Raw genomic sequence first — 24,982 nt, forward strand, 5'->3', positions numbered from 1 at the left:
GGGCTGCTGGCCGGTTGCGCGGGCACCCCGCGCCCGCCGGCAGCGGCGGAGCCGACGACCCCGTCACCATCACCTACGTCGGCTACGGCGGCGCCGGGCAGGACGCACAGATCCAGGCCTGGCAGGTGCCCTACACCGAGGCGCACCCGAACGTGACCTTCGTCAACACCTCGCCGCCCGACGTGGCGCAGGTCAAAGCGCAGGTCGAGGCCGGCGCCGTGCAGTGGGACGTCATCGCGACGGCCCCCTACGCGGCCGAGCAGAACTGCGACACGCTCTTCGAGCCGCTCGACATCGAGCTCACCGTGCCAGAGGAAGACCTCATCCCGGGCTCGGTCGGCAAGTGCTACACGGCCAACTGGATCAACGCGACCCCGATGGCCTACCGCACCGACGCGTTCCCGAACGGCGGACCGAAGACCGTCGAGGACTTCTTCGACGTCGACAAGTTCCCGGGCCAGCGCGGCTTCGTCACCAACCTGCAGAACGGCATCCTGGAGTACGCCTCGATCGCCGCGGGAGCCGACCCGGAGAACCTCTACCCGCTCGACGTCGACAAGGCGCTCGACGAGCTCGAGAAGATCCGCGCGGTGACGACCTTCGCCCCGAACGTCGGGGCCCTGCAGCAGGCCGTCGCGGCCGACCAGGTTGACATGTTCTTCCTGCCCGACTCGCGCATCGTGCCGCAGCTGGCCGAGGGCGATGACCTCACCATCGTGTGGGATGTCACGGTCGCCTCGATCAACGCGTTCGCCGTGCCGAAGGGCTCGACGAAGAAGGCCGCCGTCGAGAAGTTCCTCGCGAGCGTCATGGAGCCGGGCCCCGTGGCCAAGATCTCGGAGCTGCTTGGTGTCGCACCCATCAACATGGCCGCGAAGCTCAACCTCAACGAGTACGCGAGCCAGGTCGAGGTCTACAACCCCAAGACCAACCCGGGGATCACGGTGCTGCAGGACATCCCCTGGTACGCCGAGAACTTCAACGACGCGTCGACGAAATTGACCAACTGGTTGGCCGGCTGAGTCCGCCAGAGAGTCGAGTCGAATCATGACGACCGCCGGGGAGGTGTTCCCCATGTGAACTACGATCAGGCGATGGCGAACACTGAACCCGGCGGCGAGACCTCGAACTTCGACATCCAGTCGGTGTCGCGGGTCGGGCAGATCCTCAGTCTGTTCGGCCCGCGGACCGTCGAGCTCACGGCGGCGGACATCGCCGAGCGTGTCGGCCTGAACCGCACCACGGCGTACCGCTACGCCATGTCGATGGTGACCGCCGGCATCCTGGAGCGCGGAACCCGCAAGGGCGCGTTCACGCTCGGAGGCCTCCTGCTGCAGCTCGGCATCCACGCCCTCCACCGGAAGCGGGTCGTCGACATCGCTCCCGGGTACCTCGACGAACTCGCCCGCACCTCCGGCGCGACGGCCGTCCTGAGCCTGTGGGGGATCGACGCTCCGGTCGTCGCCCTCGTGCAGGAGGACCCGGCCCGCACGGTCCACGTGACCGTGCGCCCGGGCACTCAGCTCGACCTCTCGGCGTCGCAGACGCGCGTCTTCCTCGCCCACCTCACCGACCATCTGACGGTCGAGAGGACGATGGAACCACTTCCGGCGCCTCAGCGCGCCGAGCTCGAAGCGGCGATCTACACCGCCCGCCGCACCGGCTACTACGTCTCCAAGCTCCCCGACGGGATCTACGGGGCGGCGGCGCCGGTGTTCGACGAGCACGGGATCTGCGCCACCGTGGCGCTGCTCGGCTCGGAGCTCGGCGCCGACCTCTCGCCCGGTTCCCCGCTCCTCTCGGCCCTCACCTCGACTGCGGCCGCGCTCGGCGCCGAGCTCGCCGGCCGCGAGGGAGCTCCGAATGCCCAGCTACGACGAGTTGCTGAATGAGCAGCCACCCGGCTCCAGTTGGAGCACCTTCGGTGCGGGCGACCAGCTCGGCACCGTCAACTTCCTGACGCCCGAGCGGGTCGCATCCGCCGCGCGGCTCATCCGCACGGGAAAGCGGTTCAGCCTCGACCATCCGCTCACCGCGTTCGAGCCGTACCCGACGGGAACCCGGCGCCCCATCGAGCACCATGTGTTCGCCAACAACGAGTTCCACCGCGACGACTGGATCGACTCCTTCTATCTGCAGTCGTCGTCGCAGCTCGACGCCTTGCGCCACATCGGCCATCCGCTGCACGGCTTCTACGGGGGCTCGCCCCCGATGACAACGCCGAGGGCTCGACCGCGCTCGGCATCCAGAACTACGCGGATGCCGGCATCGCCGGTCGCGGCGTGCTGCTGGACGTGCCGCGGTTCTTCGCCGATCGCGGCCTCGACTACGACACGGAGCGCACCATCCGCATCGACGCGCGCATGCTCGACGAGCTCGCGGCCTTCCACGACGTCGAGTTCCACGGGGGCGAGCTGCTGCTGCTGCGCACCGCCTGGGCCGAGCGCTACCTCGCGAAGTCCCCCGAGGAACGCGCCGTGACGCCGTGGCGGCTCTCCCCGGGCCTCGCGCAGGAGGAGGGCGTGCTGCGCTGGCTGTGGGAGCGCGAGATCGCGCTCGTGGCCGCCGACAACCTCGCGGTCGAGGCCGACCCGGTGCTCGAGAGCGACTTCCGCTACCCCGGTGAGACGCCTCCCGAGCGGGGCGTCGACCACTCGGGCATGCTGCATCGTCCGCTCATCGCGCTGCTCGGCATGGCGCTCGGTGAGCTCTGGAAGCTCGACGAGCTCGCCGCCGACTGCGCCGACGACGGCGTCTGGGAGTTCTTCCTCACGGTGAAGCCGCTCAACCTGCCCGGTGCCGCGGGCTCACCGCCCAACGCGCTCGCCATCAAATGACCACCGGTGCGCGCTCAGGCGGTGAGGGCGATGTACTTCTCCTCGAGGTACTCCAGGATGCCCTCGGAGGAGCCCTCGCGCCCGAGGCCGCTCTGCTTGACACCGCCGAAAGGCGCGGCGGGATCGCTCACGACGCCGCGGTTGACGGCCACCATGCCCGCCTCGAGGCGCCTCGCCACGGCGATCGCCTCGCGCTCCTCGCCGAAGACGTACGCCATGAGGCCGTAGATCGTGTCGTTGGCCATGCGCACGGCCTCGTCGACCTCGCTGAAGCGCACCACGCTCGTGACCGGGCCGAAGATCTCGGTCTCGGTGATGCGCGATCCGTGCTGCACACCGGTGAGCAGGGTGGGCGCGTAGAAGGCGCCGGTCTCGGATGCGGTTCCGCCGGTCACGACGACGGCACCCTCCGCGCGCGCGGCGTCGACGAGGGCGGCGACCTTGTCGCGCTCGGTCGTCGACACGAGCGCGCCGAGCTGGTTCTCGCGGTCGAGCCCCGACCCCACCCGGTAGGCGGCGAGCTCGGCTGCCATCCGCTCGACGAAGGCGTCATGCAGCGAGTCGTGCACGTAGAAGCGGTTCGCGGCGGTGCAGGCGGAGCCGCCGTTGCGCATCTTGGCCTGGAGGGCCCCGCGACCGCGGTCTCGAGGTCGGCGCCCGGCAGCACGACGACCGGCGCGTTGCCACCGAGCTCCATCGAGGCGCTCACGACGCGGTCGGCGCACGCGTGCAGCAGTTCGCGTCCCACCTCGGTCGAGCCGGTGAACGAGAGCTTGCGCACCTCGGGGCGCGCGAGCATGGCCGCCACGAGCGGGCCGGTCGGCACGGGGGTCACGAGGTTCACGACGCCGCGCGGCACGCCCACGCGGTGCAGCACGTCGACGACGTAGGCGGCCGTCAGCGGGGTCTCGCGAGCGGGCTTGAGGATCGTCGTGCAGCCCGCGGCGAGCGCGGGGCCGAGCTTGCGGGTGGCCATCGCGGCCGGGAAGTTCCACGGCGTGATGAGCAACGAGACGCCGATCGGCTGTCGATCCACGACGATGCGCTTGTCGCCGCCGGGCGAGAGCCGGTAGTCGCCCGAGATGCGCACGGCCTCCTCCGAGAACCAGCGGAAGAACTCGGTGGCGTAGCCGGCCTCGCCCATCGCGTCGCTCCACGACTTGCCGTTCTCGCGCACCATGATCTCGGCGAAGAGCTCGGCCTCCTCGACGAGCACCTCGTAGGCGGCTCGCAACAGTTCCCCGCGCGCGCGAGGGGCGGTGGCCGCCCAGGACTCCTGCGCGGCGGAGGCCGCGTCGACGGCCGCCATGCAGTCGGCCTCCGTCGCGATCGCGAAGCGCTCGATCACCGAGAGGTCGGACGGGTCGACCACGTCGAAGCGCTCGTCGCCGCCCCCGGCGCGCCACTGCCCGTCGATGTAGAGGTCGGCTCGCAAGGTCATCGGGTGCTCCGTTTCGTGAGGGTGCCCGCGTGGGCGCGGTGGAGGATCTCGAGCAGAAGCTCGGCGTCGGCACGCAGCGGCGACATCGAGACGAGACGCGCGGATGCCATGCCCAGTTCGGCGACGCGCGGCAGCTCGGCGGCGTCGAGGCCGAGCGCCGCGAGCGAGGGCGGCAACCCGATGCGCTGTCCCAGCTCGGCGGTCAGCGCGACCGCGTCGTCGATGCGGGCGGCCTCGGAGGTCGCCGTCGAGCCGAGCGCGCGCCCGAGCTCGGCGATGCGGGCGGCGGCGTCCGCATCCACGCGCACGGCGTCGAGCACATACGGCAGCAGCAGCCCGGTGCCCACGCCGTGGGCGGTGTGCGTGAGCGCCCCGATCGGGTATTGGAGGGCGTGGGAGAGATGAGTGCCGGTCGCACCGAACGACATGCCGCCCACGAGGCTGGCGTAGGCGAGGTGGCGCCGGGCCTCGCGGTGGTCGGGCTCGGCCACGGCGACGGGCAACCACCGGCCGATGCGGCCGGCCGCGTCGAGCGCGATCACGTCGGAGAAGACGTTGCGGCCCGTGAAGACGGGCAAGGCGGCATCCCAGTGAGCCCCGAGGGGCGCGGCGGTGTACGACTCGGCGAGGTGCACGAGGGCGTCGATCCCCGAGGCGGCGGTCACCCCGGCCGGCGCTCCCAGGGTCAGCTCGGCGTCGACGATCGCCGCGGCGGGCACGAGGTACGGACTCGAGACGCCCACCTTGAGCTCGCGGTCGGGGTCGGTGACGACGGCGACGGGCGTGGCCTCCGACCCGGTGCCCGCGGTGGTGGGCACGGCGACCAGCGGCGTGACGGGGCCGGGCACGAGGTTCTCGCCGTAGTAGCGGCTGAGGGGTCCGCCATGGGCGGCGAGCAGGGCCACCACCTTCGCGGCATCGAGCGCGCTGCCGCCGCCGATCGCGAGGATGACATCCGGGTGGGCCGCGCGCGCCCGCTCGGCGAGCGCGTCGAGCGAGGCGACCGGCAGCTCGGGCAGCACCTCGGTGGCGACGGTCAGCTGGGCGCCCTCGGCCTCGATCGCGTGCCGGATGCCGGCGAAGGCGGGCGTCGTGGCGACGAACGGGTCGACGATCGCGAAGACGCGCCGGCCGAACTCGGCCAGGAGCAGGGGCAGCTGGGCGCGGGCACCCTCGCCCACGTGGATACGGGGCGGCAGACGCAGGGTGCCAGAGGTCGTGTCGGTCACATCCCCGATCCTGGGCGGGGCGAGGCGGATGCTGCCAGAGGGCGTCCCGCGGACCGGGACGGATCGCTGTCGATGCTCGCGCGTGCCTTCCGCCTGCTCGACGCCTTCACGCCCGACCGCCCCGAGCTCAGCGTGCGGGAGCTCGCTGCTCGCGCCGGCGTGCCGCGTTCCACGACGCATCGCCTCGTCGGCGAGCTGCTCGCATGGGGCGCGCTCGAGCGGGGCGGACGCGGCGTGCGGCTCGGCGTGAAGCTCTTCGAGTTGGGGGCGATGGCGCCGACTCCGAACCGGCTCGTGGAGAGCGCATCGGCGCACCTGCACACCCTGCGCGAGGTGACGGGCCTCACCGCGAACCTCGCCATCCGCGAGGGCGACCACGTCGTGTACCTCGAGAAGATCGGGGCGCGCGATCTTCGGGTTCCGCACTCGCGACTGGGAGGCCGCGGGCTGCTGCATGCGACGGGACTCGGCAAGGCGATCCTCGCCTTCTCGCCGCAGGCCGACGTCGACACGTATCTCGAGCGGCCCCTCCTCTCCCTCACCCGGGCCACGATCACCGACCCGGATGCGTTGCGCACCGAACTCGCGCGCGTGCGGCGAGCGGGCGCCGCCTTCGATCTCGCGGAGTCGTTCGACGGACTGTTCTGCGTCGCGGCACCCGTGCGCGACCGGCGCGGGTTCGCCATCGCGGCGCTCTCGGTGACGGGCGCGACCGCGCGATCGCAGGCTGAGCGTTTCGCCCCGGCGGTGATCGCGACCGCACGGGCGCTCGAGCGCGCGCTCTCCTCGGCGGCGTCCTGAGCAGCTAGTCGGCCTTCTTGTCGATCTGCTCGAGGAGCTCCTTGAGTGCCTTCTCGATGCTCGTGTGGTCATACTGCCCGGCACGGCTCTCGCCCGAGATCACGGCGCAGCGATGCACCTTGGTGAAGTCGCCGTAGGGGAACAGGTAGCGGCCCTTGGTGCCCTCTGTCGCATCCGTGTCCTCGCCGAGGAACCAGCGGGCGTACTCGGCCATGCCGTGCTTCTCGATGAACGCATTGCCGTCGTCGGCTGAGGGCGCGTGCTCGCTCCAATCGTCGCGCTCGTCGGCCTCGAAGTCGCCGCCGCGGATGAGTCCGCGAGCGTGGGAGAGCGCGTCGTTGTTGAGTCGGATCGTCATGGGGTCTCCTTCCCTGTGCTCAGGTCTACGCCCGCCGTCCGCATGCCTCACACCCCTTGACAGCGGCCGGCGGGGGTTCGGCATGTGCAATCACAGGGTTGCGGATGCCGACCGTCAATGCAACTATGGGGTTGCAGTAAGCGCAACCAAAGAGTTGCATGAACAGCCTGAGGAGGCCACCATCATGAGCATGACCATCAACGCGCCCGCCGTCTCCGACGAGGAGACCTTCGCGGTGCGCCGCACCATCCGGATCGCCGCACCTCGCGAGAAGGTGTGGCAGGCAATCACCGAGCCGGCGCACATCTCGCGGTGGTTCGGTCGCACGGTGCTCGAGGGGCACGGGGTCGGCGCCACCGGCACGATGACCTTCGAGGGCTACGGAACGATTCCCATCCGGGTCGAGGCGATCGATGCGCCGCACTCGATCAGCTACCGCTGGTGCAACGACGATGCCGGTGAGCTGCCCGACCACCTCGTCGAGGAGACTTCGACCGTGTTCACCTTCAGCCTCACGGAGGTCGACGAGGGCACGCAGCTCACGGTGGTCGAGACCGGGTTCGAGGTCACGAGCGACCCGATCGCCAACATCGCCGCGCATCGCACCGGCTGGACCGACGAACTCGACAAGCTCGTCGCGTTGCTCGAAGGCGGCGCATGACCGACACTCTCGTCACGGTGTTCGCGGCGCTCGGCGACGAGACGCGGTGGAGCATCCTGACCGCGCTCGGCGAGGGCGACGCGTCGGCGTCCGCCCTCGCCGGCCGTCTGCCGGTGAGTCGGCAGGCCATCGCCAAGCACCTCGCGGTATTGCACGAGGTCGGGCTCGTCGAGCCCGTGCGCGCGGGGCGCGAGGTGCGCTATCGCGTGGTCGGCGCGGAGCTTGCCGCTGTCGCGCGCCGCCTCGAGGTCGTCGGGGTCGCGTGGGACCGCCGTCTCGCCGCGATCAAGGAGATCGCGGAGGGGTTGTAGCCACCTCGAGCGAAGGCTCGTCGGGAAGCGCGAGCGTGAGGGCGGCGATCGCGATGTGCTCCTCGCGCTCGAGGTCATCGGACACCTGCCGCAAGCGCACCGCCACGACCGACTCCGCCTCGTCGTCGACGAGGTCGACGGCGGCGATGAGCAGCAGGCGGCCGGGCCCGACGAACTCGAGGTGCAGGAAGGTGATGCGCGAGATCGCGACGTGCAGCTGCACCTGCCGCAGCACCTCCTGGCGCACCGAGTCGGGCGGCGTCATGCCGACGAGGAAACGGTGGTTGCGCTGGATGAGCAGCACGGCGACGACCGCGAGCAGCACGCCGATGAGGATCGATCCGACCCCGTCGAACGCCGCGATGCCCGTGACCTCGTGCAGCGCGAGCGCGAGGGCCGCGATCGCGAGCCCGATGAGCGCCGCGATGTCTTCGAACACGATCGCGCGCAACGTGGAATTCGAGCCGTTGAGCACGTACTCGACGGGCGCCGTGCTGAGCCGCGACGTCTCGCGTCGCACCTGGCGCAGCGACTGCACGAGCGAGCCGCCTTCGAGCAGCGCCGCGACGCCCAGCACGATGTAACCGATCAGATAGTCGGTCGCCTCCTCCGGGGCGAACAGCTCGCGCACTCCCGTGACGATCGACAGCACCGCCCCGATCGTGAACAGCCCGAACGCGGCGAAGAGCGACCAGAAGTAGACGTCGCGGCCGAAGCCCAGCGGATGCGCGCGGTCGCGTTGCCGCCGCCCCGCGCGTTCCGCGATCAGCAGGAACACCTCGTTGCCGGCATCCGCCCAGCTGTGCAGCGCCTCGGCCACGAGCGAGGCCGAGCCCGTGATGAGCGCCGCCGCGGTCTTGGCGATCGCGACGGCGATGTTGGCGAGGAACGCGATGACGACCGCCATGGCCCCATTCTGCTCCGGCGTCAACCCCGTGGCCCAGGCGCGGATGCCGACCTAGCGTGGCAGCACATCGACACCGCGAAGGAGACCGTCATGTCGAACAACCATCTCCCGCCCGTGCCCCTCGTGCCCGGTTCCGACGACGATGCGGACTCGGCCGAGATGGAGGTCAGTGACGAGACCACGCTCGACCCCGACGTCGATCCCGACCAGGTCAACAGCGCCGAGGCCGACCGTCTGGCCTCGGGTGCCGAGGAGCGCGACAGCCTGCTCGGCGACGACCCGCTCGAGCTGCCGTAGCGAGCTCAGCCGGCGTCGAGCGCGAGCACGCCCGCGCCGACGACGCACACCGCGTCGCCGAGGGCCGCGAGCTCGACGCGCACGGCGCGCGCGGCGGGCTCCATGGCGCCGTCGGCGACGATGCGGCGAACCGGATCGAGCACCTGCGCGCCGGAGCGGGTGACGCCCCCGCCGAGCACGACGACATCCGGCTCGACGATGTTCACGAGGTCGGTAACGGCCTGCCCGAGCAGTTCGACCGTCTCGGTCCAGATGGCCTGCGCGAGCGGGTCGCCGTCGGCGGCGGCGCGTGCGACCTGTTCGGCCGTCGCGGGCGCCACGAGTCGCGTCTCGAGATCGCCGACCGCGATGCGCTCGTCGGCGCGGCGGCCGATGAAGGTTCCGGAGGCGTAGGCCTCGAGGCAGCCGCGGCGGCCGCACAGGCACTCGCGTCCGCCGCGCACCACCGTGATGTGGCCGAACTCGCCGCCGTTGCCGGCGGCTCCGCGGTGCAGGCGGCCGTCGAAGACGGCTCCGCCGCCGATGCCCGTCGAGATCGTGAGGTAGATCGAGGAGCGGCTGCCGCGCGCGGCGCCGTGCCGGTACTCGGCGAGCGCCGCGAGCGTCGCGTCGTTCTCGAGATAGGCCGGCAGCCCGTACGCCTCGGTGGCGAGCTGAACGATCGGGATGTCGATCCAGCCCGGCAGGTGCAGCGGGTTCACGAGCACCCCCGCGGCAGCATCGAGGGGACCACCGCACGAGATGCCGACCGCCTCGACCCGACCCACGGCATCCGTCGCCTGGGCCATCGCGCGGCGCCCGAGCTCGAACAACCGGGGAGGATGACGTCCGGCCCCTGGTCGCGGTGGGTCGGCTCGACGGTGAAGCCGTGCACGGCGCCGTCGGAGGTCACGACTCCCGCTGCGAGCTTCGTGCCGCCGATGTCGAGGGCGAGCGCGGCGTCCATGGGTCTCTCCTCGCTCGGCCGTCTGGGCAGCAATGTGGTAACGATGCCACACGATGATAAGCGACCGCGGGCCGACGGTGCAATGAGACCGCTTGCATGTTGCGTCGTGTCACGCAAGTGGGTCGCGGGAAGTGTTCCGGCATCCGATGCTCGGTGTGCAGCCTCACGGATCTGCAGCGTCATGAAGGAGACTCCCATGCGGAATGCGCGCACTCCCCTCGCCGTCGGCATCGCACTCGCCGTCGCCGTGCCCGCGACCGTGCTCGTCACGAACATGCTCGACCGCCGACGTTCGCACGCGGGCGGAGGGCTGCCCGCACGGAGCGTGCCGACGTGGTCGCCCTCCCCGTGCCGCCGGAGCACCCTCATGCGCTGACGTAGGGGCGCGCTGATGTACGGCGCGCTGGGGCGGCGCGACGGCGGGGTTTCGAGACGCGTATCGCTGCGCGATGCGCTCCTCAACCACCTGGGTGCTGCGGCGGGCATCACCCCGCGACGTCGACGAGCGCCTCCACGTGCTGACCGAGGCGCAGCTCGCCGATCGTGACATCGAGCGCGACCCGCATCCGCCGGCCCGCCTCACCCGCCGTGACGGAGAACGTCACCTCGCGCTCCTCGCCGGCCGCGAGGGGCACGCTCGCAGTCGCGGGGGACGCCGTCCAGCCGTCGGGCACCACCGGGGTGAGCACGGCCTCCGCGTCGTACGCGTGCGGATTGCGCACCGTCGCGCGGTAGTCGAGGACAGCGCCGGTAGCCGCAGTCGCCCGATACGGCGCGAGCCGGCACAGCACGCCGTCGGCACCGAGGTCGAGCTCGTCGAGCGGAAGCAGGTCATGGTGCAGCTCGTCGAGGTTGGCGCCCGCCTGCAGCAGGTACTCGAGGTAGCCTGCGTCGGTCGTACGCGGCTCCCAGTGACCGCTGAGCAACAACCCGGGCGCGACGCGCTGGTAGAGCTTCGCGCTCGCGACGTAGTCGCCGAGCCGGAATCGGTTGCGGTACTGGTAGTTCAGGATCTCGCGGCGCTCGCCCGGCACGCCGAGGTTCTCCTGCTGGTCACCGGTGAACATGACGGTCACCCCGTCGACGCGCACCTCGAAGGCCGCCGCGAAGAGCGTGTGGCCCGGCTGGTCGTGCACGGTGATCTCGTACTCGTTCCAGCGCACCGTCTCGCCGAGCGGCAGCGAGCGGTCGACCACGATCGGCTCGTACCACTGACACGGCAGGTCGTGCTCCCAGGGGTCGGCGAGTACGGGCGCGACGTGCTCCGGCGCCCAGATCTCGGTTCCCTCGACATCGCGCAAGAGCGGCATCCCCGCGACGTGATCGTCGTGGTAGTGGGTCGCGAGCACGGCCGAGATGCGGGTCACGCCGAACTGCTGCTTGAGCGCGGGCAGCGAGGCGAGCCACGGCCGTCGGCTCGCGCGGTCCTGCCCGGTCGGCAGGCCCGTCGTCATGTCGTAGCCGTAGTCGATCAGCAGCGCCTCGCCGGTCTGCGAGAGCAGCACGTAGCTGCACGACAGGCTCGAGCGGTTGAGCAGCAGGTGGTCGGTGAGCTGCACGTACGGATGCCGCAGCCGGTCGACGAGGTCCCAGTCGTGCCAGCGGCGTGAGTCGACGTAGGCGTTCATGCGTTCGGCCAGCAGCGACAGCGCGCCGTCCGCATCCGCCATGGGCGCGCCGTGCGAGGGCAGCAGGCGGTCGGGATGCTCGTCGCCGAGCAGGTGGCAGCTGAGCACGGCCATCGCGGGGCCCTCGGTCGCGGTGTAGCTCCACTGCGTCGCCGCAAGCGACCACACCTTGCCGGGCGCGTAGATGAGGTCGCCCGTGAAGGCGAGACGCTCGCCGTCGCGGTCGAGCAGATAGCTCACCGAGCCGACGGTGTGGCCCGGGGTCGGGATGGCGCACAGCGTGATGCCGCCCGCGTGGAACCAGCGGTACTCGGGCACCGTCGCGTAGACCGGCACCGGCTCGAGCAGCGAGAAGCGGTCCTGCCGCAGGTTGTAGTCGTTGTCGAGCTGCCGGGTGGCCCACATCTCGTCGACGTGGGCGAACAGGTCGACCTCGACGGGGGCACGTGGATGTGCGCGCCGTGCTCGACCGCGCGCGGTAGGCCCTGCCCCTGATCGCGGTGATGGTGGGTCATGACGACGTCGGTGATGCGGTCGACGCCGAGCTCGGCCAGGTGATCGAGCACCGCTCCCGCGCCGAAATCGATCGTGATCGCGGTGCGCGCCCCGTCATCCGCCGGCTCGTCGGCGATCACCAGGTAGACGTTGCAGGTGTCGGGCACGAGCCAGACGCCCCGGGCGATCTCGCGTGGTGCCGTGCTCATGCTCGCGCCTCCCGGTAGGCCTGCCAGCTCGCGGCGACGGCGTCGAGGTCCGCGCCCTGGATGCGCTCGCCGCTGTTGTCGATCGCCTCGACGTAGTAGAGGGCGGGCACACCGTAGCGCGGCTGGGCGGCGATGTAGGCGAGCCACGACGCGCGATCCGGCATCGGCCACTGGTCGGTGTCGATGAGGTGGTCGGGCAGCACGCGTGAGGCGATGCCGTGGCGCAACTCGAGCTGATCGGTCACCGGCACCGGTTCGCGGTGCACGTCGCGCTCGGTCACGTCGTTGAGGCGCACCATATCGCACACATCGCCGAACGAGGGATGCACGGCGTGCGCCACGAGCAGCGCGTCGGGTTTGGTCTCGCGTGCGGCGGTGGCGATCGTCTCGAGCAGCAGATGAACGGCCGCGATGCCCCACACGCCATCGGTTCCGGTCAGGCTCGCGCCGCTCGGGCCGCGCTGGGTGAAGTCGATCTTGAAGCCGTCGGCGTCGAGCCCGTCGGGGCCGAGCAGGTGCCGCACGATGCCCGCGAGGCGGGCGCGGTATCCCGGATGCCCGGCATCCACCGTCACCGGGTCCCCCACCGCGTTGCGCACGCATTCCTCGGCGGGGATGCCCTCGGCATCCCACGCCTTCCACCACAGCAGCACCTTGCGACCTGCCGCGTGCTGCGCGTCGATCCAGCCACGCAGGTCGGGCCACTTCTCGGTGTCGACCTCACCCGTGCCGTACGCCGCCTGCCAGCGGTCGTCGATGACGATCGTGCCGGGGTCGACGGCGTGGGCATCGAGCCGGGCCAGGAAGGCGTCGTAGACCTCCTGCCGGGCGAAGTCGGGTGCGGCGCGCACCGTGGCCACGTCGTCCTCGACGGACATGAGGGCGCCGGTCGCGGCATCCGGATCGTCGTGGTGCAGTCGGTGCGCGGCGCGCGCGCACTGGGCGCCCCAGCCGCAGAACAGGGGCTCGTGCCACCAGTCGGCGGCGGCCCGAGGCGCGGGTGCGAAGCCGTGGGATGCCAGATCGTCGCGGTAGGCCTCGAGCACCCCCAACCCGTCTCGGCGGGGCGCAGCACGACGGTCGGCGAGACCCACTCGCCCCAGACGGGCGTGTGCCCCTCGTAGTCGAGCTGCAGCAGGAAGCCGCCGTCGAGCGGGGAGTAGCGCATGGCCGTCATGGTGAGCTCGTCCACCGGCGCGCGCAGCCACATGCCGAGCCAGTCGCCGCCCGGCGCGCGCGTGGCCCCGGTCGGCGCCTCGCGTGAGAGGCCGAAGGCGAGAGGCGGAGGCGAGAAGACCGCGTTCAGGCGTCCGGCATCCGCGTCGCCCACGACACCGAGCACGGCGGGGGAGCTCGACGGGCGCACGAACTGCACGGGCTCGGTCGCGGCCGGGGCGAGCACGCCGGCGAAGCGGATGTCGGAGCGGAACACGCCGCTCGCCGCGTTGGGCATGGCGCCGGTTCCCCCGAAGAGCGTGACATCGGCGAGAGACCCGGTGCCCTCGAGTTCGAGGCGCACCTCGATCGCATCCGCCGTGCACCGCAGAACAAGATCGCGCCGCAACCAGACGCTGCTGCGCGCGACCACGCGGAGTTCGACCGCCTCGTCCTGCTCGTCGGCGTCGATGCGCTCGATGTGCACGGTGTCGTCGGACGCGAGGCGGGTGTGCGCGGATGCGAGCAGGCTCAGGTACGACCAGGGCTCGCCGTCGGGGTCACTGAGGATCGCGACCGGGGCACGGAAGAGGGCGGCGGTCGTGTCGGGGATCTCGAGCCGGTAGCCGGCGGCGCGCACGGCGAGGCGCGTTCCGGACCGCTCGACATCGACGGCCCGCGCCGTCGTCGGGTCGGCGTAAGGCATGGGCCCATCGTATCTGAGATCGTTCCCAGAAAGGAGTACCACCCGGGATCCAGGCCCGGGTGCCGGATGGGTCAGTGGGCGGGGCGTGCCGTCGAGTCACGGCGGGCGAAGCCGGCCGACAGGGTCACGGTCTTGGGCGCAGCCTCCGGTGCTGCGAGTCGCGCGAGCAGCTGGTCGACGGCCGTGCGGCCCAACTCGGCGGCATCCTGGGTGACCGCCGTCACGCCGGGCGTCACCATGCTCATCCACGGGGCGTCGTCGAAGGCCACGAGGCTGAGGTCGTCGGGGATCGTGAGGCCGAGCCGCGTCGCCGCACGCCAGACGCCTTCGGCCAGCAGGTTGTTCGCCGCGAAAACCGCTGTCGGGCGATCGTCGGCCGAGAGGAGCTTCGTCGCGACCCGCTGGGCGGCCTCGGCGTCCCATCCCGCGGCGACGACGAGGCTCGGGTCGACGGCGACGCCGGCCGCGTTCAACGCGTCCGCGAAACCGGCGCGGCGCTCCTGTCCGGTCGTCCAGTCAGTCTCGTCGATCGCGAGGGCGATGCGGCGGTGGCCGAGGCTCAACAGGTGCTCGGTCGTGGTGCGTGCGGCGTGGCGGTTGTCGATGACCACGGCATCCGTGCTGCCGAACACGCGGTCGACCTCCACCACGGGAACGCGCTGGCGCTGCAGGAAGGCGACGGCGTCGCCCGCGACCGGCGTGAGCACGACGCCCGCGACCCGGGACGCGACGAACGCGCGCGCGGCCTCCAGCTCATCCTCGGGGCTGCCCCCGTCGTCGACGAGCAGCATCGTGTAACCGGCGCGGCGGGCGCGCTCGCCGGCGCCGAAGGCCAGGTCGGCGTAGAAGGCGTTGCGCAGGTCGGAGACGATGACGCCGATCACCCGGCTCGAGCGCTGCTTGAGGCTGCGCGCTGTCGCATCGACGACGTAGCCGAGATCGTCGGCTGCCTTGCGCACGCGCTGACGCACCGGTTCGGCGACATATCCGGTGCCCGCGAGGGCGCGCGATGCGGTCGAGCGCGACACCCCGGCCCGTTCCGCGACCTCTTTGATCGTCACGCGTCCGGGGATCGGGTGCTCGGATGCGCCCATGCGCTGCTCCCTCCCGTGTGGCGCCCGCGGCGGACGGGCTGGGACGCCAGCCTAGCGGGCGATCCCCGCGGCGCCGGTTTCGAGACGCGCCGCCGCTGCGCGCCGCCGCTCCTCAACCCGCTGAGTGGCAGGTGGTTGAGGAGCGCCGCGCAGCGCCGCGTCTCGAAACCGCCTGCAGCAGCGCCCTCACAACTGCTGCGCCCGCACGAGCCGGGCGTACAGGCCGTCCGCGTGCACGAGCTCCTCGTGCGGACCGACCTCCACCACGCGCCCGTGCTCGAGCACGACGATGCGGTCGGCCGAGCGGATGGTGCTCAGCCGATGCGCCACGACGAGCGTCGTGCGCCCTGCCCGCAGGCGCTCGAGCGCCTCCTGCACGGCCGATTCCGACTCCGAATCGAGCGCCGAGGTCGCTTCATCCAGCAGCAGCACGCGGGGGTCTCGGATGAGGGCGCGCGCGATCGCGAGCCGCTGGCGCTGGCCCCCGACATCCGGGCGCCGCGCTGGCCGACCACCGTGTCCCACCCGTCGGGCAGCGACTCGATGAGCTCCCACGCGTTCGCGTCACGCAGCGCCTGCTCGAGCTGCTCGTCGGGCACCGCGGGCAGACCGTAGGTGACGTTCTCGCGGATCGACCCCTCGAACATCACCGACTCCTGCGGCACGACCGAGAAGAAGCTCCGCACCTGGCGAAGGTCGAGCCCCGCCATGTCGCGCCCGTCGAGCAGGATGCGGCCGCGCGTCGGGCGCACGAAGCCGAGCACGAGGTTGAGCATCGTCGACTTGCCCGAGCCGCTCGGGCCGACGAACGCGACCGTCTCGCCGCGCTCGATCTGCAGGTCGACGTCGTCGAGGGCGAGGAGGCGATCGCCGGGATACGCGAAGCCCACGTGTTCGAGGCGGATGACGCCCTCCACAGCCTCCACCGTCGCCTTGCCCTGGTTGAGCTCGAGGTCGGGATCCTCGAGCACCTCGGCGATCGAGCGCACCGACTCACGGCCGCGGGCGAGTGTGGGAGCCAGGTTCAACAGCATGACGATGGCATTGGTGAGGATCGTGAAGTACGAGCTCAGCAGCACGACCTGCCCCGGCGTGATGTCGAGCAGCCCCGAGAGCGAGGCGAAGGCGGCGGCGCACAGGCAGAACATCGTGAGCAGCTGGAACATGAGCCACGAGACGGCGCCGAAGCGGCCGTTGAGCTGATCGAGCAGGTGGGCGGCGTCACGCACGTCCTCGACGCTGTCGACGACCCGTCGGGCGGCGACCTGCTCGAGACCGTGCGCGCGCGTCACCGGCATGAGCGTGGCCATCTCGCCGACGCGCGCCGAGAAGCCCTCCATACGGTGCCGGAACGCCTCGTTGCGCCGATGCGAGACGCGGCGCACCGCGACGACCAGCCCGACGCCGACCGGGATCGTGAGGGCGAAGACGGCGATAAAGGCGGGCACCTGGATGGCGGTCATGGTGACCGCGCCGATGAGGATGCAGATGCCCGACATGATCGGGGCGAACGAGCCCTGCAGCATCTGCTCGATGTTCTCGACGTCGCGCACGACCTTGGTCTGGATGACGGCCGAGCTCTTGCGGGTGTGGAAGCCGATCGAGAGGTTCTGCAGCCGCTCGACGAGGGCGTTGCGCAGGTCGGCGCCCACCTGGCGGAAGACGTGACTCCACTGGTCGTTGTAGAAGATGCCGACGGGGTAGTTCTGGCCGAGCACGAGCGCCGCGGCGAGGGCGTAGAGGCCGAGCGTCTGCACCGAGCCGCGGCTCGCGACGACGTCGATGACGGCACCCGTGATGACCGGCAGCAGCCACTGCGGGCTGTCCTTGATGACATACGCCGGGATGATCAACAGCATCCGCCGCCGGTGCCGGAGCACGAGGCTCAGCAGGCTGCGCATCGGCGGCCGCTGCGTCGGCAGGGTGATCGGCGCGGTGTGGTCCTCGGGTGGGCGTGCGGTCATCCCGCGTCCGCCTCCCGCGCGATCAGGTCCTCGGCGGCCAGCAGCAGCACGCCCGCCGACCAGGCGTGCGAGAGGGTCAGCATCATGCCCTTCGGTTGGAAGCACTCGGTCTGGTAGTAGCGCTCGGTGATCATGCCGCGGTAGGCGTTCAGCTCGCCGTCGTGCCGCGGCAGCAGCTGCCGGAAGCACGCGAAGCTCTCCTCGGCCCGAGTGCGGTACCAGTCGTCGCCCGTCCACTCGCTCAGCTGCAGCAGCTCCTCGGTGCAGATGAGGCCGTACGCGTGCAGGTGCTGGTTGGAGCTGGATGCCTGGTCGGCGCCGCGGGTGCGGAAGCCGTACGCCGCGAGAGGCGTGAGCGCCGGGAAGGCGACGTCGTAGGAGTAACGGAAGGTGAAGGTCCACTCGGCGGCGCGGCGGGCGAGGTCGAGCCAGCGCTCGGCGCCTGTCGCGCGGTAGAGGGCGCAATAGGCCATCACGGCGACGTAGCCGTCTTCGCTCGTCGGGGCGAGGTCGACGTCTTCCGGCGCGCCGTGCAGGTACTCGCGGCGCACGGCATCCGCGTAGTGGTCGCCCGCGCGCTCCGCGGCGGGCAGGTAGCGCGCATCCCAGTCGCGCGCGGCGACGAGCGCCGGCACCCAGGCGAGGGCGGCGGTGCCCTCCCACGAGAGCACCTCGCCTGTCGTCGCGTCGTGGATGAGCCCGAGCGCCCCGTCGGCGCGCTGCCGGGCGACCATGGCATCCAGGTTGGAGCGGGCGGCCTCGCGCCACTGCGGCCGATCCTCGAGGGCGATCGCCCGGATGAGGAAGTCGGTCGCCTCGCCGAGCGTGCGGGCGTGCAGGCCGTTGGGGATGCGGGTCCAGCTCTGGCTCCAGCCGCGGCCGCGATACCAGGTGCCCCAGAACGTGCCCGATGGCGAGAGCTCCGCGGTGCAGAAGTCGATCACGCGGCGGGCGGCGTCTGCTGCGGTCTCGTCACCGACGCGGATGCCGTGGCGCAGCAGCGCGGACGCCCACGGAATGCCGCTCACCCAGCCCACGTGCATCGCCTGCCGGTCGACGGGCCGGCCGTCGCCGCCCGAGATCTCGCGGTCGAAGCCGACCGTCTCGAGCAGCACGCCCGGGTCGGGGTCGAAGTGCCAACGCACGAGCCCCTCGGCGGCGATCGCGGCGGCCTCGCGCGCGTCCACCCAGGGATGCTGCGGGAAGCGCTCGCGGGATGCGGCGTGCAGCTCGCGCAGCACGCGGTCGTAGTCGTGCCGGTCGGCGGTGAGCGGCAGCACGCGCAGCTGCAGTCGTACGACCTCGCCCGGCTCGAACCGGTGCGTCTGCACCTCGGCGCGTCGGGGCTCACCGTCGCCGTAGTACGAGACGGGGTACTCGCGCGCAGGTGCCGTGAGGGCGAGCGTCGCGCGCGCGTCACGCACCGCGAAGCCGATCGACTGCTCGCCCAGCTCTCCGGTCTCCTCGGCGACGAGTGCAACGCCCGGAAGGCCCTCGCCCGCCCAGCAGAACACGGCGGGCGTCGCGGCGCGATCGGCGCGCAGGTGCCACTCGTCGCTCACCATCGCGGCGTGCTGCTCGGCGCTCGTCGCCCCGCGCTCGAAGCGTGGGAACACGCGGTCGTTGGCGGCGGGCCGGTTCTCGCCGTAGAACGCGCCCGGGATGAGCACCGAGGCGTCGGGGGCGGCCAGTTCGACCAGGACGCGGACCGCGGCGTGCACCGGGTGCGCACCTCGGTAGGCGACCTCGACCTCGTAGGCGGTGCCCGATCCGCTCGCCTCGGCGCGTACCTCGATCGCGAACGCCGCAGCATCCGCGTCGCGCACCTCGACGCGTGGCGGCGTCGCGGTGCCGGGTGTCGCACCGGGGGCGGACATCAGGCGTCGAGCGGCAGCTCGAGCAGGTCGAGCTCGACGATGTCGCCCTCGCGCGGCACGCGGAAGGTGCGGATGCGGTACGGCTCGAACGTGGCCTCGATCGTGCGGCCCACGAGCGGCAGCTCGATCGTGACGTCGACGCTCTCGCCACGTGTCTCGACCGCACGCACGATGAGCTCGGCACCGCCGGGTGCGTCGACCGCATCCTCGGAGCCCTTGATCGCGGTCACGAGCACCGAGCCGTGCCCGTCGTCGGCGAACGAGCCCTCGGGCCCGAGCGGCCCCTCGTGGAACGACTCGAGCATGGCGCGCACGCGCTGGCCGAGTTCGATCGCCCGGCGCGCGGGCTGCGCGGCGCGGTGGTCGCCCGCATGCGGCACGAGCTCGTAGCGGAAGCGCTGGATGCCCTGATCCTGGAAGGAGTAGATGCCCGACTCGTCGAGCAGGCGCGGGTCGTGCCACGAGTACACGGGGCTGCGCACCGCGGTGATGCCGATGCTCGGCCCTATGTCGCCGGCAGAGTCGCCCGGCGACACGTCCCAGCCGTGCTTGTCGGTCGCGACGACCGTGAGGCCCGCCGGGACGCCGTCGATCGTGCCCGTGAGGTCGACCCACGACTGGGCCGGCTCCTCCGCGCCGTCGACGGGACGCTCGAGCTCGCCGTAGGGGATCTCGTAGGTGGCCTTCGGATCCGTCAGCGCCGTGGGGAAGCGGAGCTTGAGCAGGTGCGCCTGCTCGCGCCAGTCGAGCGTCACCTCGACGCGCAGCGCCCGGGCGTCGTGACCGAGGATGAACTCCTCCACGAGCATCGAGCGCCCCCAGGAGCGTTCGATGCGGATGCTGGCCCGCAGCGCGCCGGACTGGCGCACGGCGATGCGGTCCACCGCCATCGGCGCGCCCTCCCACGCGTAGGAGATCACACGGTGACCCCAGGTGTCGGTCGGGTCGTCGCAGATCTGGGTGTGCGTGTCGCCGGCCGCGCCTGCGACGACGTCGACGCCGGTCTCCTTGTTGACCAGCGAGCGGAGCCACCCGGTGGCCGGGTCGAACTCGGCGCGCAGGAACTCGTTCTCGAGCGCGGTCTCGCTCACCACGAGGCCGCGCGAGGGCGCGGGGTCGAGGGCCGGCCCCGGGCGCAGGCGGTAGAGGCGATAGCCGAAGGGGGCAGGCTGGCACGGAAGGCGACAGCGCCGCGGCCCTTGTCATCCGTGGTGGCGACCGACTGCACGCGCTGCGAGACGGCCGTGACGCCCGTGCCGTCGACGACGTGCACGCCGGTGGGCTGCACGCCGTACTGCAGCTCGACGTCCTCCTCGACCGCCCAGGGGTGCGGGTTGAAGACGACGACCGGCTGGGTCGCGGCCTCGAAGGGGATGTCGATGCGCGCCGCGATGAGGTTGTGCGCGCGGGTGATGATGCGCTTCGAGATCGCGACGGCCTCGCCGAGCTGATCGCGCGCGTCGTCGTAGGACTGCTCGATCGCCGAGCCCGGCAGGATGTCGTGGAACTGGTTGAAGAGCACCTGCTTCCAGGCGCGCTCCAGATCCTCGCGGGGGTACTCGACGCCGGAGTCGAGGGCCGACACCGCCGCCCAGCGCTCCGCGTTCAGCACGTTGAACTGCGCGCGCCGCTGCCAGGCCTTGATGCCGGAGTGCGCGGAATAGCATCCGGGCGCGTGGTGCTGCAGATCGTCGCGGCGCACCCCGAGGTTCTCGAGGAAGGCCGGCCCACGGGCGAGCATCTCGTCGAAGTACTCACGCGGACTTGACATCTTCATCCTTCCGAAGGTGCCCATGCGGTCGTAGCGGTGGATCGAGTCGATGTTGGCCTTGGTCGGCCCGCCGCCGTGGTTGCCGACACCGTAGAACACCATGCCCTCCCCGAGCGAGGAGTCGAGCTGGGCGATCGACTTCTCGGTCTGCCAGGCGACGTCGCCCGGCGGGGAGCAGTACTCGAAGGGGATGCGGTAGGCCAGCACGCGGGAGCCGTCGGGCGCCTCCCACCAGAACAGCGAGTCGTCGAGGTCGGACTCGTGCTTGCCGGGCCGCAGGAACATGTAGGAATCCAGGCGCTGGCCGCGCAGGATCTGCGGCAGCATCCCGTTGTGGCCGAAGGGGTCGACGTTCATGCCGACCGAGGCCGCCGTGCCGAAGCGGCTCAGCAGGTAGCGCTGGCCGTAGAGGCCCTGCCGTGCGAACGACTCGCCCATCGGCATGTTGTTGTCGGGCTCGACCCACCAGCCCCCGCGTTGACCCAGCGGCCCTCGGCGACGCGCTCCTGGATGCGGGCGAAGAGCTCCGGGTCCTGCTCCTCCACCCACGACAGCAGCACGATCTGATCGCACGTGAAGATGAAGTCGGGGTACTCGTCCATGCGGTCGAGCACCGAACGGAACGTCGCGCGTGCCTCCTGGTAGCCCTCCTGCCAGGGCCACAGCCACACCGGGTCGAGGTGGGCGTTGCCGATCATGTGCAGCACGCGGTTCGGCGTCGCCGTCGGGCGCGGGGCCGCCGGTACCGTCTCGGGGCGGAAGCCCGAGGGGGCGTTCGAGAGGGGGCCTTCTGGGGTGCTCCGGATGTCGGCGGCTGCGTCGTCTGCGGCTGCTTCTTCGGGGTCACAGATACTCCTGGTCGTCGTCGGCCCACGCATCGATCATCTCGCTGATCGCGTGGAGCATGAAGGTGTGCATCTCCTGGATGCGGGGTGTCGTCGAGCTCGGCACGACGAGCGCGATGTCGGCGTGCTCGAGCGCGGGGCCGCCGTCGCCGCCGCCGAAGAGCAGGGTCGTCGCCCCGGCGGCGCGTGCGGCCGCGAGCGCGGTGACCACGTTCGCGCTGCGACCGCTCGTCGTGAAGGCGGCCACGACATCCGCGGGGCGCGCGAGCGCCTGCACCTGGCGGGCGAAGACGTCGTCGAAGGAGTAGTCGTTCGCGATGCACGTCATGGTGGTCGTGTCGGTCGAGAGCGTCACGGCAGGCAGCGGGCGGCGATCGCGCTTGTAGTGGCCGATGAGCTCGCCCGTGAAGTGCTGGGCGTCGGCCGCGCTGCCGCCGTTGCCGAAGGTGTAGAGGATGCCGCCCGCCGTGAACGCGGAGACGAGGGCGTCGGCGGCGCGGCGCACCTCGGGCAGCAAGGCCGCGGCGCGCTCGGCCACGTCGCGGTGGTCGGCGAGCTGCTCGCGCATCCACTGCGGCACGGTGGGCTCGGGGCGGGTCGATTCAGGCATGACTGGGCTCCTGACTGCGATCGGATGCGTGCACGGCGGCGCCCACGACGCACACGGCCTCGCCGAGCGCCGCGAACTCGATGCGCACGGCGGCCGCAGCGGGCGGCATCGCCCAGCGCGCGACATGCGCGCGCACCGGGTCGAGCAGCATCGCGCCGGCCCGCGTCACGCCGCCTCCCAGCACGACGACCTCGGGTTCGAAGGTGTTGACGAGGTCGGTGACGGCCTGGCCGATCACCTCCACGGTCTCCGCCCACAGCTGCCGGGCGAGCTCGTCGCCGGATTCCGCCGCGGCGACGACGTCTTCGGCGCGCACGGTCGCGAGGGCCGAGAGCAGGGTCGGGGTGCCCGCGGCGGCGACGGCCTCTCGCGCGCGGAGCGCGATCGAGGTGCCGGATGCGTAGCCCTCGAGGCAGCCGCGGCGCCCGCAGGTGCAGACGCGACCTCCGGGCCGCACCATGATGTGGCCGAACTCGCCGCCGTTGGCGGCGGCTCCGCGGTGCAGGTGGCCGTCGACGATGGCTCCGCCGCCGACCCCGGTCGAGAGCGTGAGATAGAGGGCGTCGCGTGTGCCACGGGCCACGCCGTGCCGGTGCTCGGCGATCATGCCCGCCGTCGCGTCGTTGACGAGATGTGCGGGCACGCCGAACTCCTCCGCAGCGAGCGGGCCGATCGGCACGGCATCCCAGTCGGGGAGGTTGAGGGGGCGGTGCACGATGCCGGCCTCGGCGTCGAGGGGGCCGCCGCAGCTGATGCCGACGGCGTCGATCTCGGGGTTGCCGACAGCGGCGAGGGAGGCGTGGGCGAGGTCGAAAAGCCGGCGCACGACGGCCGCGTGGCCGTCTTCCTTGCGCGTGGGCGTGATCCGCAGGCCGGTGACGACCCCGTGCTGATCGACGACGCCGACGGCGAGCTTCGTGCCCCCGATGTCGAGCGCGAGCGTCGAGCGCGTCGATGCGGTCATTCAGTGTCCTGCCTCGAATGGTGCGGATGCTCCGCGCGGTGGGCGGATTCTGACATCGTTCCCATATCCTATGGACGGTCGCCACGTCGGGTCAAGACACCCCGAACGGGTATCGTTGCCACACATGTCCACTGGGTTGTCGCTCTTCGTGCCCCGCAGTGGTGCTCTCGACGGAGCACGCATCGTGCCGCCAACCGTCTCGGTCATCGACGAGACCGACGCCCTCCGGGTGCCGCGCGACGCCTCCGGGCGGGTGCGCCCCGAGAGCTTCGCGATCACCGTGGAACCGTCCGCCGTGCGCATCGTCGCCGCCGATCGCATCGGCGAGCGTCACGCCCGCGCCCTCGTGGCCGCACTCGCCGCAGCAGGCGAGCTGCGCACCGGCGAGATCTCCGACTGGCCCGAGCTCGCCGACCGCGGCGTCATCGAGGGCTTCTACGGCGCACCCTGGACCCACGCGGAGCGCCTGCGCCTCGTCGAGGAGCTCGGACGCCTGCGCATGAACCGCTACGTCTACGCCCCCAAAGACGATCCCTACCACCGCCGACTCTGGCGCGAGAGCTATCCCGAGACCGAGGCGGCACAGCTCGCCGAGCTCGTGGCGGCGGCACACGAGGCGGGTGTCGAGATCGTCTACGCGCTGCACCCGGGCCTCGACATGGTGCACGCCGACGAGGCCGACCACGCGGCGCTGGCACGCAAGGCGCGCGAACTGCACGCCCTCGGCATCCGGCGCTTCGCCCTGCTCTTCGACGACATCGAGGAGGGGCTTCCGGATGCGCGCGACCGTGAGCGGTTCGGCGACGGTGTCGCGGGTGCGGGCCGCGCCCACGGCGAGAGTTGCACGCGGTTCGAGACCGAGGTGCTGTGGCCGCTCGGGCTCGGTGGGCAGCTGCTCATGGTGCCCACCGACTACGCGGGGTCGGATGCGAGCCCCTATCGGGAGGCGCTCGCGGCCTCGCTCGGTGAGGGCATCGGCGTGTGCTGGACGGGTGACGACATCGTGGTGGGCGCCGTCACCGATGACCAGGTGCGGCGCGCCTTCCGGGCGTTCGGGCAGCATCCGCTCGTCTTGTGGGACAACTTCCCGGTCAACGACTTCGATCGCTCGCGGGCGTTCCTGGGGCCGCTGCTGGGGCGGGATGCCGGCCTGGGCCGAGCGGGCCTGCACGGGATCGTCGCCAACCCGATGGTCGAGTTCGAGCCGAGCCGCTTCGCGATCCACACGGTCGCGGCGTGGGCATGGAATCCCGACGCCTACGACGCGGCGGTGGCGGCCGAGGCGGCCCTGCATGCGGTCGCGGGTGCGGATGCCGAGCTGCTGCGGCCGCTCGTCGCGGCTGCCTCGAGCTGGCCGCCGTCGGCACCGCAGCACCCGGAGCTCGCGGCGGAGGTGGACGCCGCGTTCGCCGACGGCGGCGTCGCCGGGCCGCGGCTGCGCGCGATGCTCGCCGAGCTCGATGCGCTCGCAGGGCTCGAGGAGTCGACGCCGCTGCGCGCCGCGCTGCGCCCGTGGGCCGACGCCGCGCCGGCCACGACCGCCGTCATCCGCGCCGCACTCGCTTACGCGCGGGGCGAGGGCGACGCGGATGCCGTGTCGGTTGCCTGGGAGACCGCGCGCACCGCGCGCCACGGCCTCGCGCGTGACGTGGCCCGTGCCGCCGCCGAGCGCGCCCTCGGCCGCACGCTGCCCGACCGCATCCGCCCCGAGGGTGAACCAGCCGCAGCGGAGGCGGCGGGCGACTAGGGGCCAACGGCCGGGGGCTTCGAGACGCGTGCCGCCTGCGGCGACGCGCTCCTCAGCCACCTCACACCGCGGCACGCAGGTGGTTGAGGAGCCGCGAAGCGGCGTCTCGAAACCGCCGCCGCCAGCGCG

General features: G+C 71.7%; 24 protein-coding genes and 3 pseudogenes. 9 read left to right on the plus strand and 18 right to left on the minus strand.

What is annotated here, in order from left to right:
- Positions 1-14 precede the first annotated feature (14 nt).
- From QQK29_RS07300 to QQK29_RS07310, 3 genes are all read left to right on the plus strand, one after another.
- The gene (locus QQK29_RS07300; protein ID WP_284299097.1) at positions 15-1,022 is read left to right on the plus strand and encodes an extracellular solute-binding protein; all 1,008 of its coding nucleotides are present in this window, start codon (positions 15-17) and stop codon (positions 1,020-1,022) included.
- A gap of 72 nt (positions 1,023-1,094) precedes the next feature.
- Entirely contained in the window at positions 1,095-1,892 is a 798-nt protein-coding gene (locus QQK29_RS07305; protein ID WP_284299099.1) for an IclR family transcriptional regulator, read from the plus strand.
- Positions 1,893-1,910: 18 nt separating this feature from the next.
- Positions 1,911-2,837, plus strand: a complete 927-nt coding sequence (locus tag QQK29_RS07310) for a cyclase family protein (RefSeq protein ID WP_284299101.1) — start codon at positions 1,911-1,913, stop codon at positions 2,835-2,837.
- A 14-nt stretch (positions 2,838-2,851) separates the two neighbouring features.
- Here the strand turns inward: QQK29_RS07310 and QQK29_RS18600 are convergent.
- Together QQK29_RS18600 and QQK29_RS07320 are read right to left on the minus strand one after the other, a co-directional pair.
- Positions 2,852-4,278 (minus strand): annotated as a pseudogene (locus QQK29_RS18600) (NAD-dependent succinate-semialdehyde dehydrogenase).
- Positions 4,275-5,507, minus strand: coding sequence for an iron-containing alcohol dehydrogenase (locus tag QQK29_RS07320; protein WP_284299103.1), 1,233 nt, complete (start codon positions 5,505-5,507; stop codon positions 4,275-4,277). The pseudogene QQK29_RS18600 and the gene QQK29_RS07320 overlap by 4 nt, the downstream one beginning before the upstream one ends.
- Positions 5,508-5,579: 72 nt before the next feature.
- On the opposite strand from QQK29_RS07320, the gene QQK29_RS07325 reads away from it, so the two are divergent.
- Positions 5,580-6,308 carry an IclR family transcriptional regulator gene (locus tag QQK29_RS07325; protein WP_284299105.1) on the plus strand — a complete coding sequence of 243 codons (729 nt, stop codon included), beginning with the start codon at positions 5,580-5,582 and terminating at the stop codon, positions 6,306-6,308.
- A gap of 4 nt (positions 6,309-6,312) precedes the next feature.
- Here QQK29_RS07325 and QQK29_RS07330 read toward each other — a convergent pair whose 3' ends face one another.
- Positions 6,313-6,666 carry a hypothetical protein gene (locus tag QQK29_RS07330; protein WP_284299107.1) on the minus strand — a complete coding sequence of 118 codons (354 nt, stop codon included), beginning with the start codon at positions 6,664-6,666 and terminating at the stop codon, positions 6,313-6,315.
- A 190-nt stretch (positions 6,667-6,856) separates the two neighbouring features.
- On the opposite strand from QQK29_RS07330, the gene QQK29_RS07335 reads away from it, so the two are divergent.
- On the plus strand, positions 6,857-7,327 hold the full coding sequence (locus tag QQK29_RS07335) for an SRPBCC domain-containing protein (protein ID WP_284299109.1): 471 nt from the start codon (positions 6,857-6,859) through the stop codon (positions 7,325-7,327).
- Positions 7,324-7,638, plus strand: coding sequence for an ArsR/SmtB family transcription factor (locus tag QQK29_RS07340; protein ID WP_284299111.1), 315 nt, complete (start codon positions 7,324-7,326; stop codon positions 7,636-7,638). The genes QQK29_RS07335 and QQK29_RS07340 overlap by 4 nt, the downstream gene beginning before the upstream one ends.
- On the opposite strand, the gene QQK29_RS07345 is transcribed toward QQK29_RS07340, so the two are convergent.
- Positions 7,613-8,545, minus strand: coding sequence for a cation diffusion facilitator family transporter (locus QQK29_RS07345; RefSeq protein ID WP_284299113.1), 933 nt, complete (start codon positions 8,543-8,545; stop codon positions 7,613-7,615). The two genes, QQK29_RS07340 and QQK29_RS07345, sit on opposite strands and share 26 nt — an antisense overlap.
- Positions 8,546-8,635: 90 nt before the next feature.
- Between QQK29_RS07345 and QQK29_RS07350 the strand changes: the two genes are divergently transcribed.
- The gene (locus QQK29_RS07350) at positions 8,636-8,842 is read left to right on the plus strand and encodes a hypothetical protein (RefSeq protein WP_284299115.1); all 207 of its coding nucleotides are present in this window, start codon (positions 8,636-8,638) and stop codon (positions 8,840-8,842) included.
- 5 nt (positions 8,843-8,847) lie between these two features.
- Here QQK29_RS07350 and QQK29_RS07355 read toward each other — a convergent pair whose 3' ends face one another.
- Positions 8,848-9,609 (minus strand): ROK family protein, encoded by a 762-nt coding sequence (locus QQK29_RS07355; protein ID WP_284299116.1) that lies wholly within the window; start codon positions 9,607-9,609, stop codon positions 8,848-8,850.
- Positions 9,540-9,788, minus strand: coding sequence for a hypothetical protein (locus QQK29_RS07360; protein ID WP_284299118.1), 249 nt, complete (start codon positions 9,786-9,788; stop codon positions 9,540-9,542). The genes QQK29_RS07355 and QQK29_RS07360 overlap by 70 nt, the downstream gene beginning before the upstream one ends.
- Before the next feature lie 196 nt (positions 9,789-9,984).
- On the opposite strand from QQK29_RS07360, the gene QQK29_RS07365 reads away from it, so the two are divergent.
- Positions 9,985-10,164 carry a hypothetical protein gene (locus QQK29_RS07365; protein ID WP_284299120.1) on the plus strand — a complete coding sequence of 60 codons (180 nt, stop codon included), beginning with the start codon at positions 9,985-9,987 and terminating at the stop codon, positions 10,162-10,164.
- 109 nt (positions 10,165-10,273) lie between these two features.
- Here QQK29_RS07365 and QQK29_RS07370 read toward each other — a convergent pair whose 3' ends face one another.
- The 12 genes and pseudogenes from QQK29_RS07370 to QQK29_RS07420 all read right to left on the minus strand — a co-directional run bounded on the left by QQK29_RS07370 (position 10,274) and on the right by QQK29_RS07420 (position 23,106).
- Positions 10,274-11,821, minus strand: coding sequence for an MBL fold metallo-hydrolase (locus tag QQK29_RS07370; protein ID WP_284299123.1), 1,548 nt, complete (start codon positions 11,819-11,821; stop codon positions 10,274-10,276).
- A gap of 295 nt (positions 11,822-12,116) precedes the next feature.
- A complete protein-coding gene (locus tag QQK29_RS07375; RefSeq protein ID WP_284299125.1) occupies positions 12,117-12,773 on the minus strand; it encodes a hypothetical protein in 657 nt (218 codons plus the stop codon).
- The gene (locus QQK29_RS07380) at positions 12,692-13,981 is read right to left on the minus strand and encodes a YML083C domain-containing protein (protein WP_284299127.1); all 1,290 of its coding nucleotides are present in this window, start codon (positions 13,979-13,981) and stop codon (positions 12,692-12,694) included. The genes QQK29_RS07375 and QQK29_RS07380 overlap by 82 nt, the downstream gene beginning before the upstream one ends.
- 71 nt (positions 13,982-14,052) lie before the next feature.
- Positions 14,053-15,075 carry a LacI family DNA-binding transcriptional regulator gene (locus QQK29_RS07385; RefSeq protein WP_284299129.1) on the minus strand — a complete coding sequence of 341 codons (1,023 nt, stop codon included), beginning with the start codon at positions 15,073-15,075 and terminating at the stop codon, positions 14,053-14,055.
- Between the two features lie 186 nt (positions 15,076-15,261).
- The gene (locus QQK29_RS17910) at positions 15,262-15,405 is read right to left on the minus strand and encodes a hypothetical protein (protein ID WP_348533941.1); all 144 of its coding nucleotides are present in this window, start codon (positions 15,403-15,405) and stop codon (positions 15,262-15,264) included.
- Positions 15,406-15,540: 135 nt separating this feature from the next.
- A pseudogene (locus QQK29_RS07390) lies at positions 15,541-17,039 on the minus strand (ABC transporter ATP-binding protein); the annotation flags it as partial.
- Positions 17,036-18,916, minus strand: coding sequence for a YyaL domain-containing protein (locus QQK29_RS07395; protein WP_284299131.1), 1,881 nt, complete (start codon positions 18,914-18,916; stop codon positions 17,036-17,038). The gene QQK29_RS07395 and the pseudogene QQK29_RS07390, both read right to left, overlap by 4 nt.
- On the minus strand, positions 18,916-20,010 hold the full coding sequence (locus tag QQK29_RS07400) for a glycoside hydrolase family 38 C-terminal domain-containing protein (protein WP_284299132.1): 1,095 nt from the start codon (positions 20,008-20,010) through the stop codon (positions 18,916-18,918). Before QQK29_RS07400 ends, QQK29_RS07395 begins: the two co-directional genes overlap by 1 nt.
- Positions 20,004-20,711 (minus strand): alpha-mannosidase, encoded by a 708-nt coding sequence (locus QQK29_RS18605; RefSeq protein ID WP_431308781.1) that lies wholly within the window; start codon positions 20,709-20,711, stop codon positions 20,004-20,006. Before QQK29_RS18605 ends, QQK29_RS07400 begins: the two co-directional genes overlap by 7 nt.
- A pseudogene (locus QQK29_RS18610) lies at positions 20,706-21,565 on the minus strand (glycoside hydrolase family 38 N-terminal domain-containing protein); the annotation flags it as partial. The gene QQK29_RS18605 and the pseudogene QQK29_RS18610, both read right to left, overlap by 6 nt.
- Positions 21,531-22,142 (minus strand): D-sedoheptulose-7-phosphate isomerase, encoded by a 612-nt coding sequence (locus QQK29_RS07415; RefSeq protein WP_284299136.1) that lies wholly within the window; start codon positions 22,140-22,142, stop codon positions 21,531-21,533. The gene QQK29_RS07415 and the pseudogene QQK29_RS18610, both read right to left, overlap by 35 nt.
- The gene (locus tag QQK29_RS07420; RefSeq protein WP_284299138.1) at positions 22,135-23,106 is read right to left on the minus strand and encodes an ROK family protein; all 972 of its coding nucleotides are present in this window, start codon (positions 23,104-23,106) and stop codon (positions 22,135-22,137) included. The genes QQK29_RS07415 and QQK29_RS07420 overlap by 8 nt, the downstream gene beginning before the upstream one ends.
- Positions 23,107-23,230: 124 nt before the next feature.
- Here QQK29_RS07420 and QQK29_RS07425 point away from each other — a divergent pair, with 124 nt between their 5' ends.
- Positions 23,231-24,853, plus strand: a complete 1,623-nt coding sequence (locus QQK29_RS07425; RefSeq protein WP_284299140.1) for a protein O-GlcNAcase — start codon at positions 23,231-23,233, stop codon at positions 24,851-24,853.
- The last annotated feature ends 129 nt before the right edge of the window (positions 24,854-24,982 follow it).

Origin of the sequence: Homoserinibacter gongjuensis (assembly GCF_030161875.1) — a bacterium.
Taxonomy (GTDB): domain Bacteria; phylum Actinomycetota; class Actinomycetes; order Actinomycetales; family Microbacteriaceae; genus Homoserinibacter; species Homoserinibacter gongjuensis.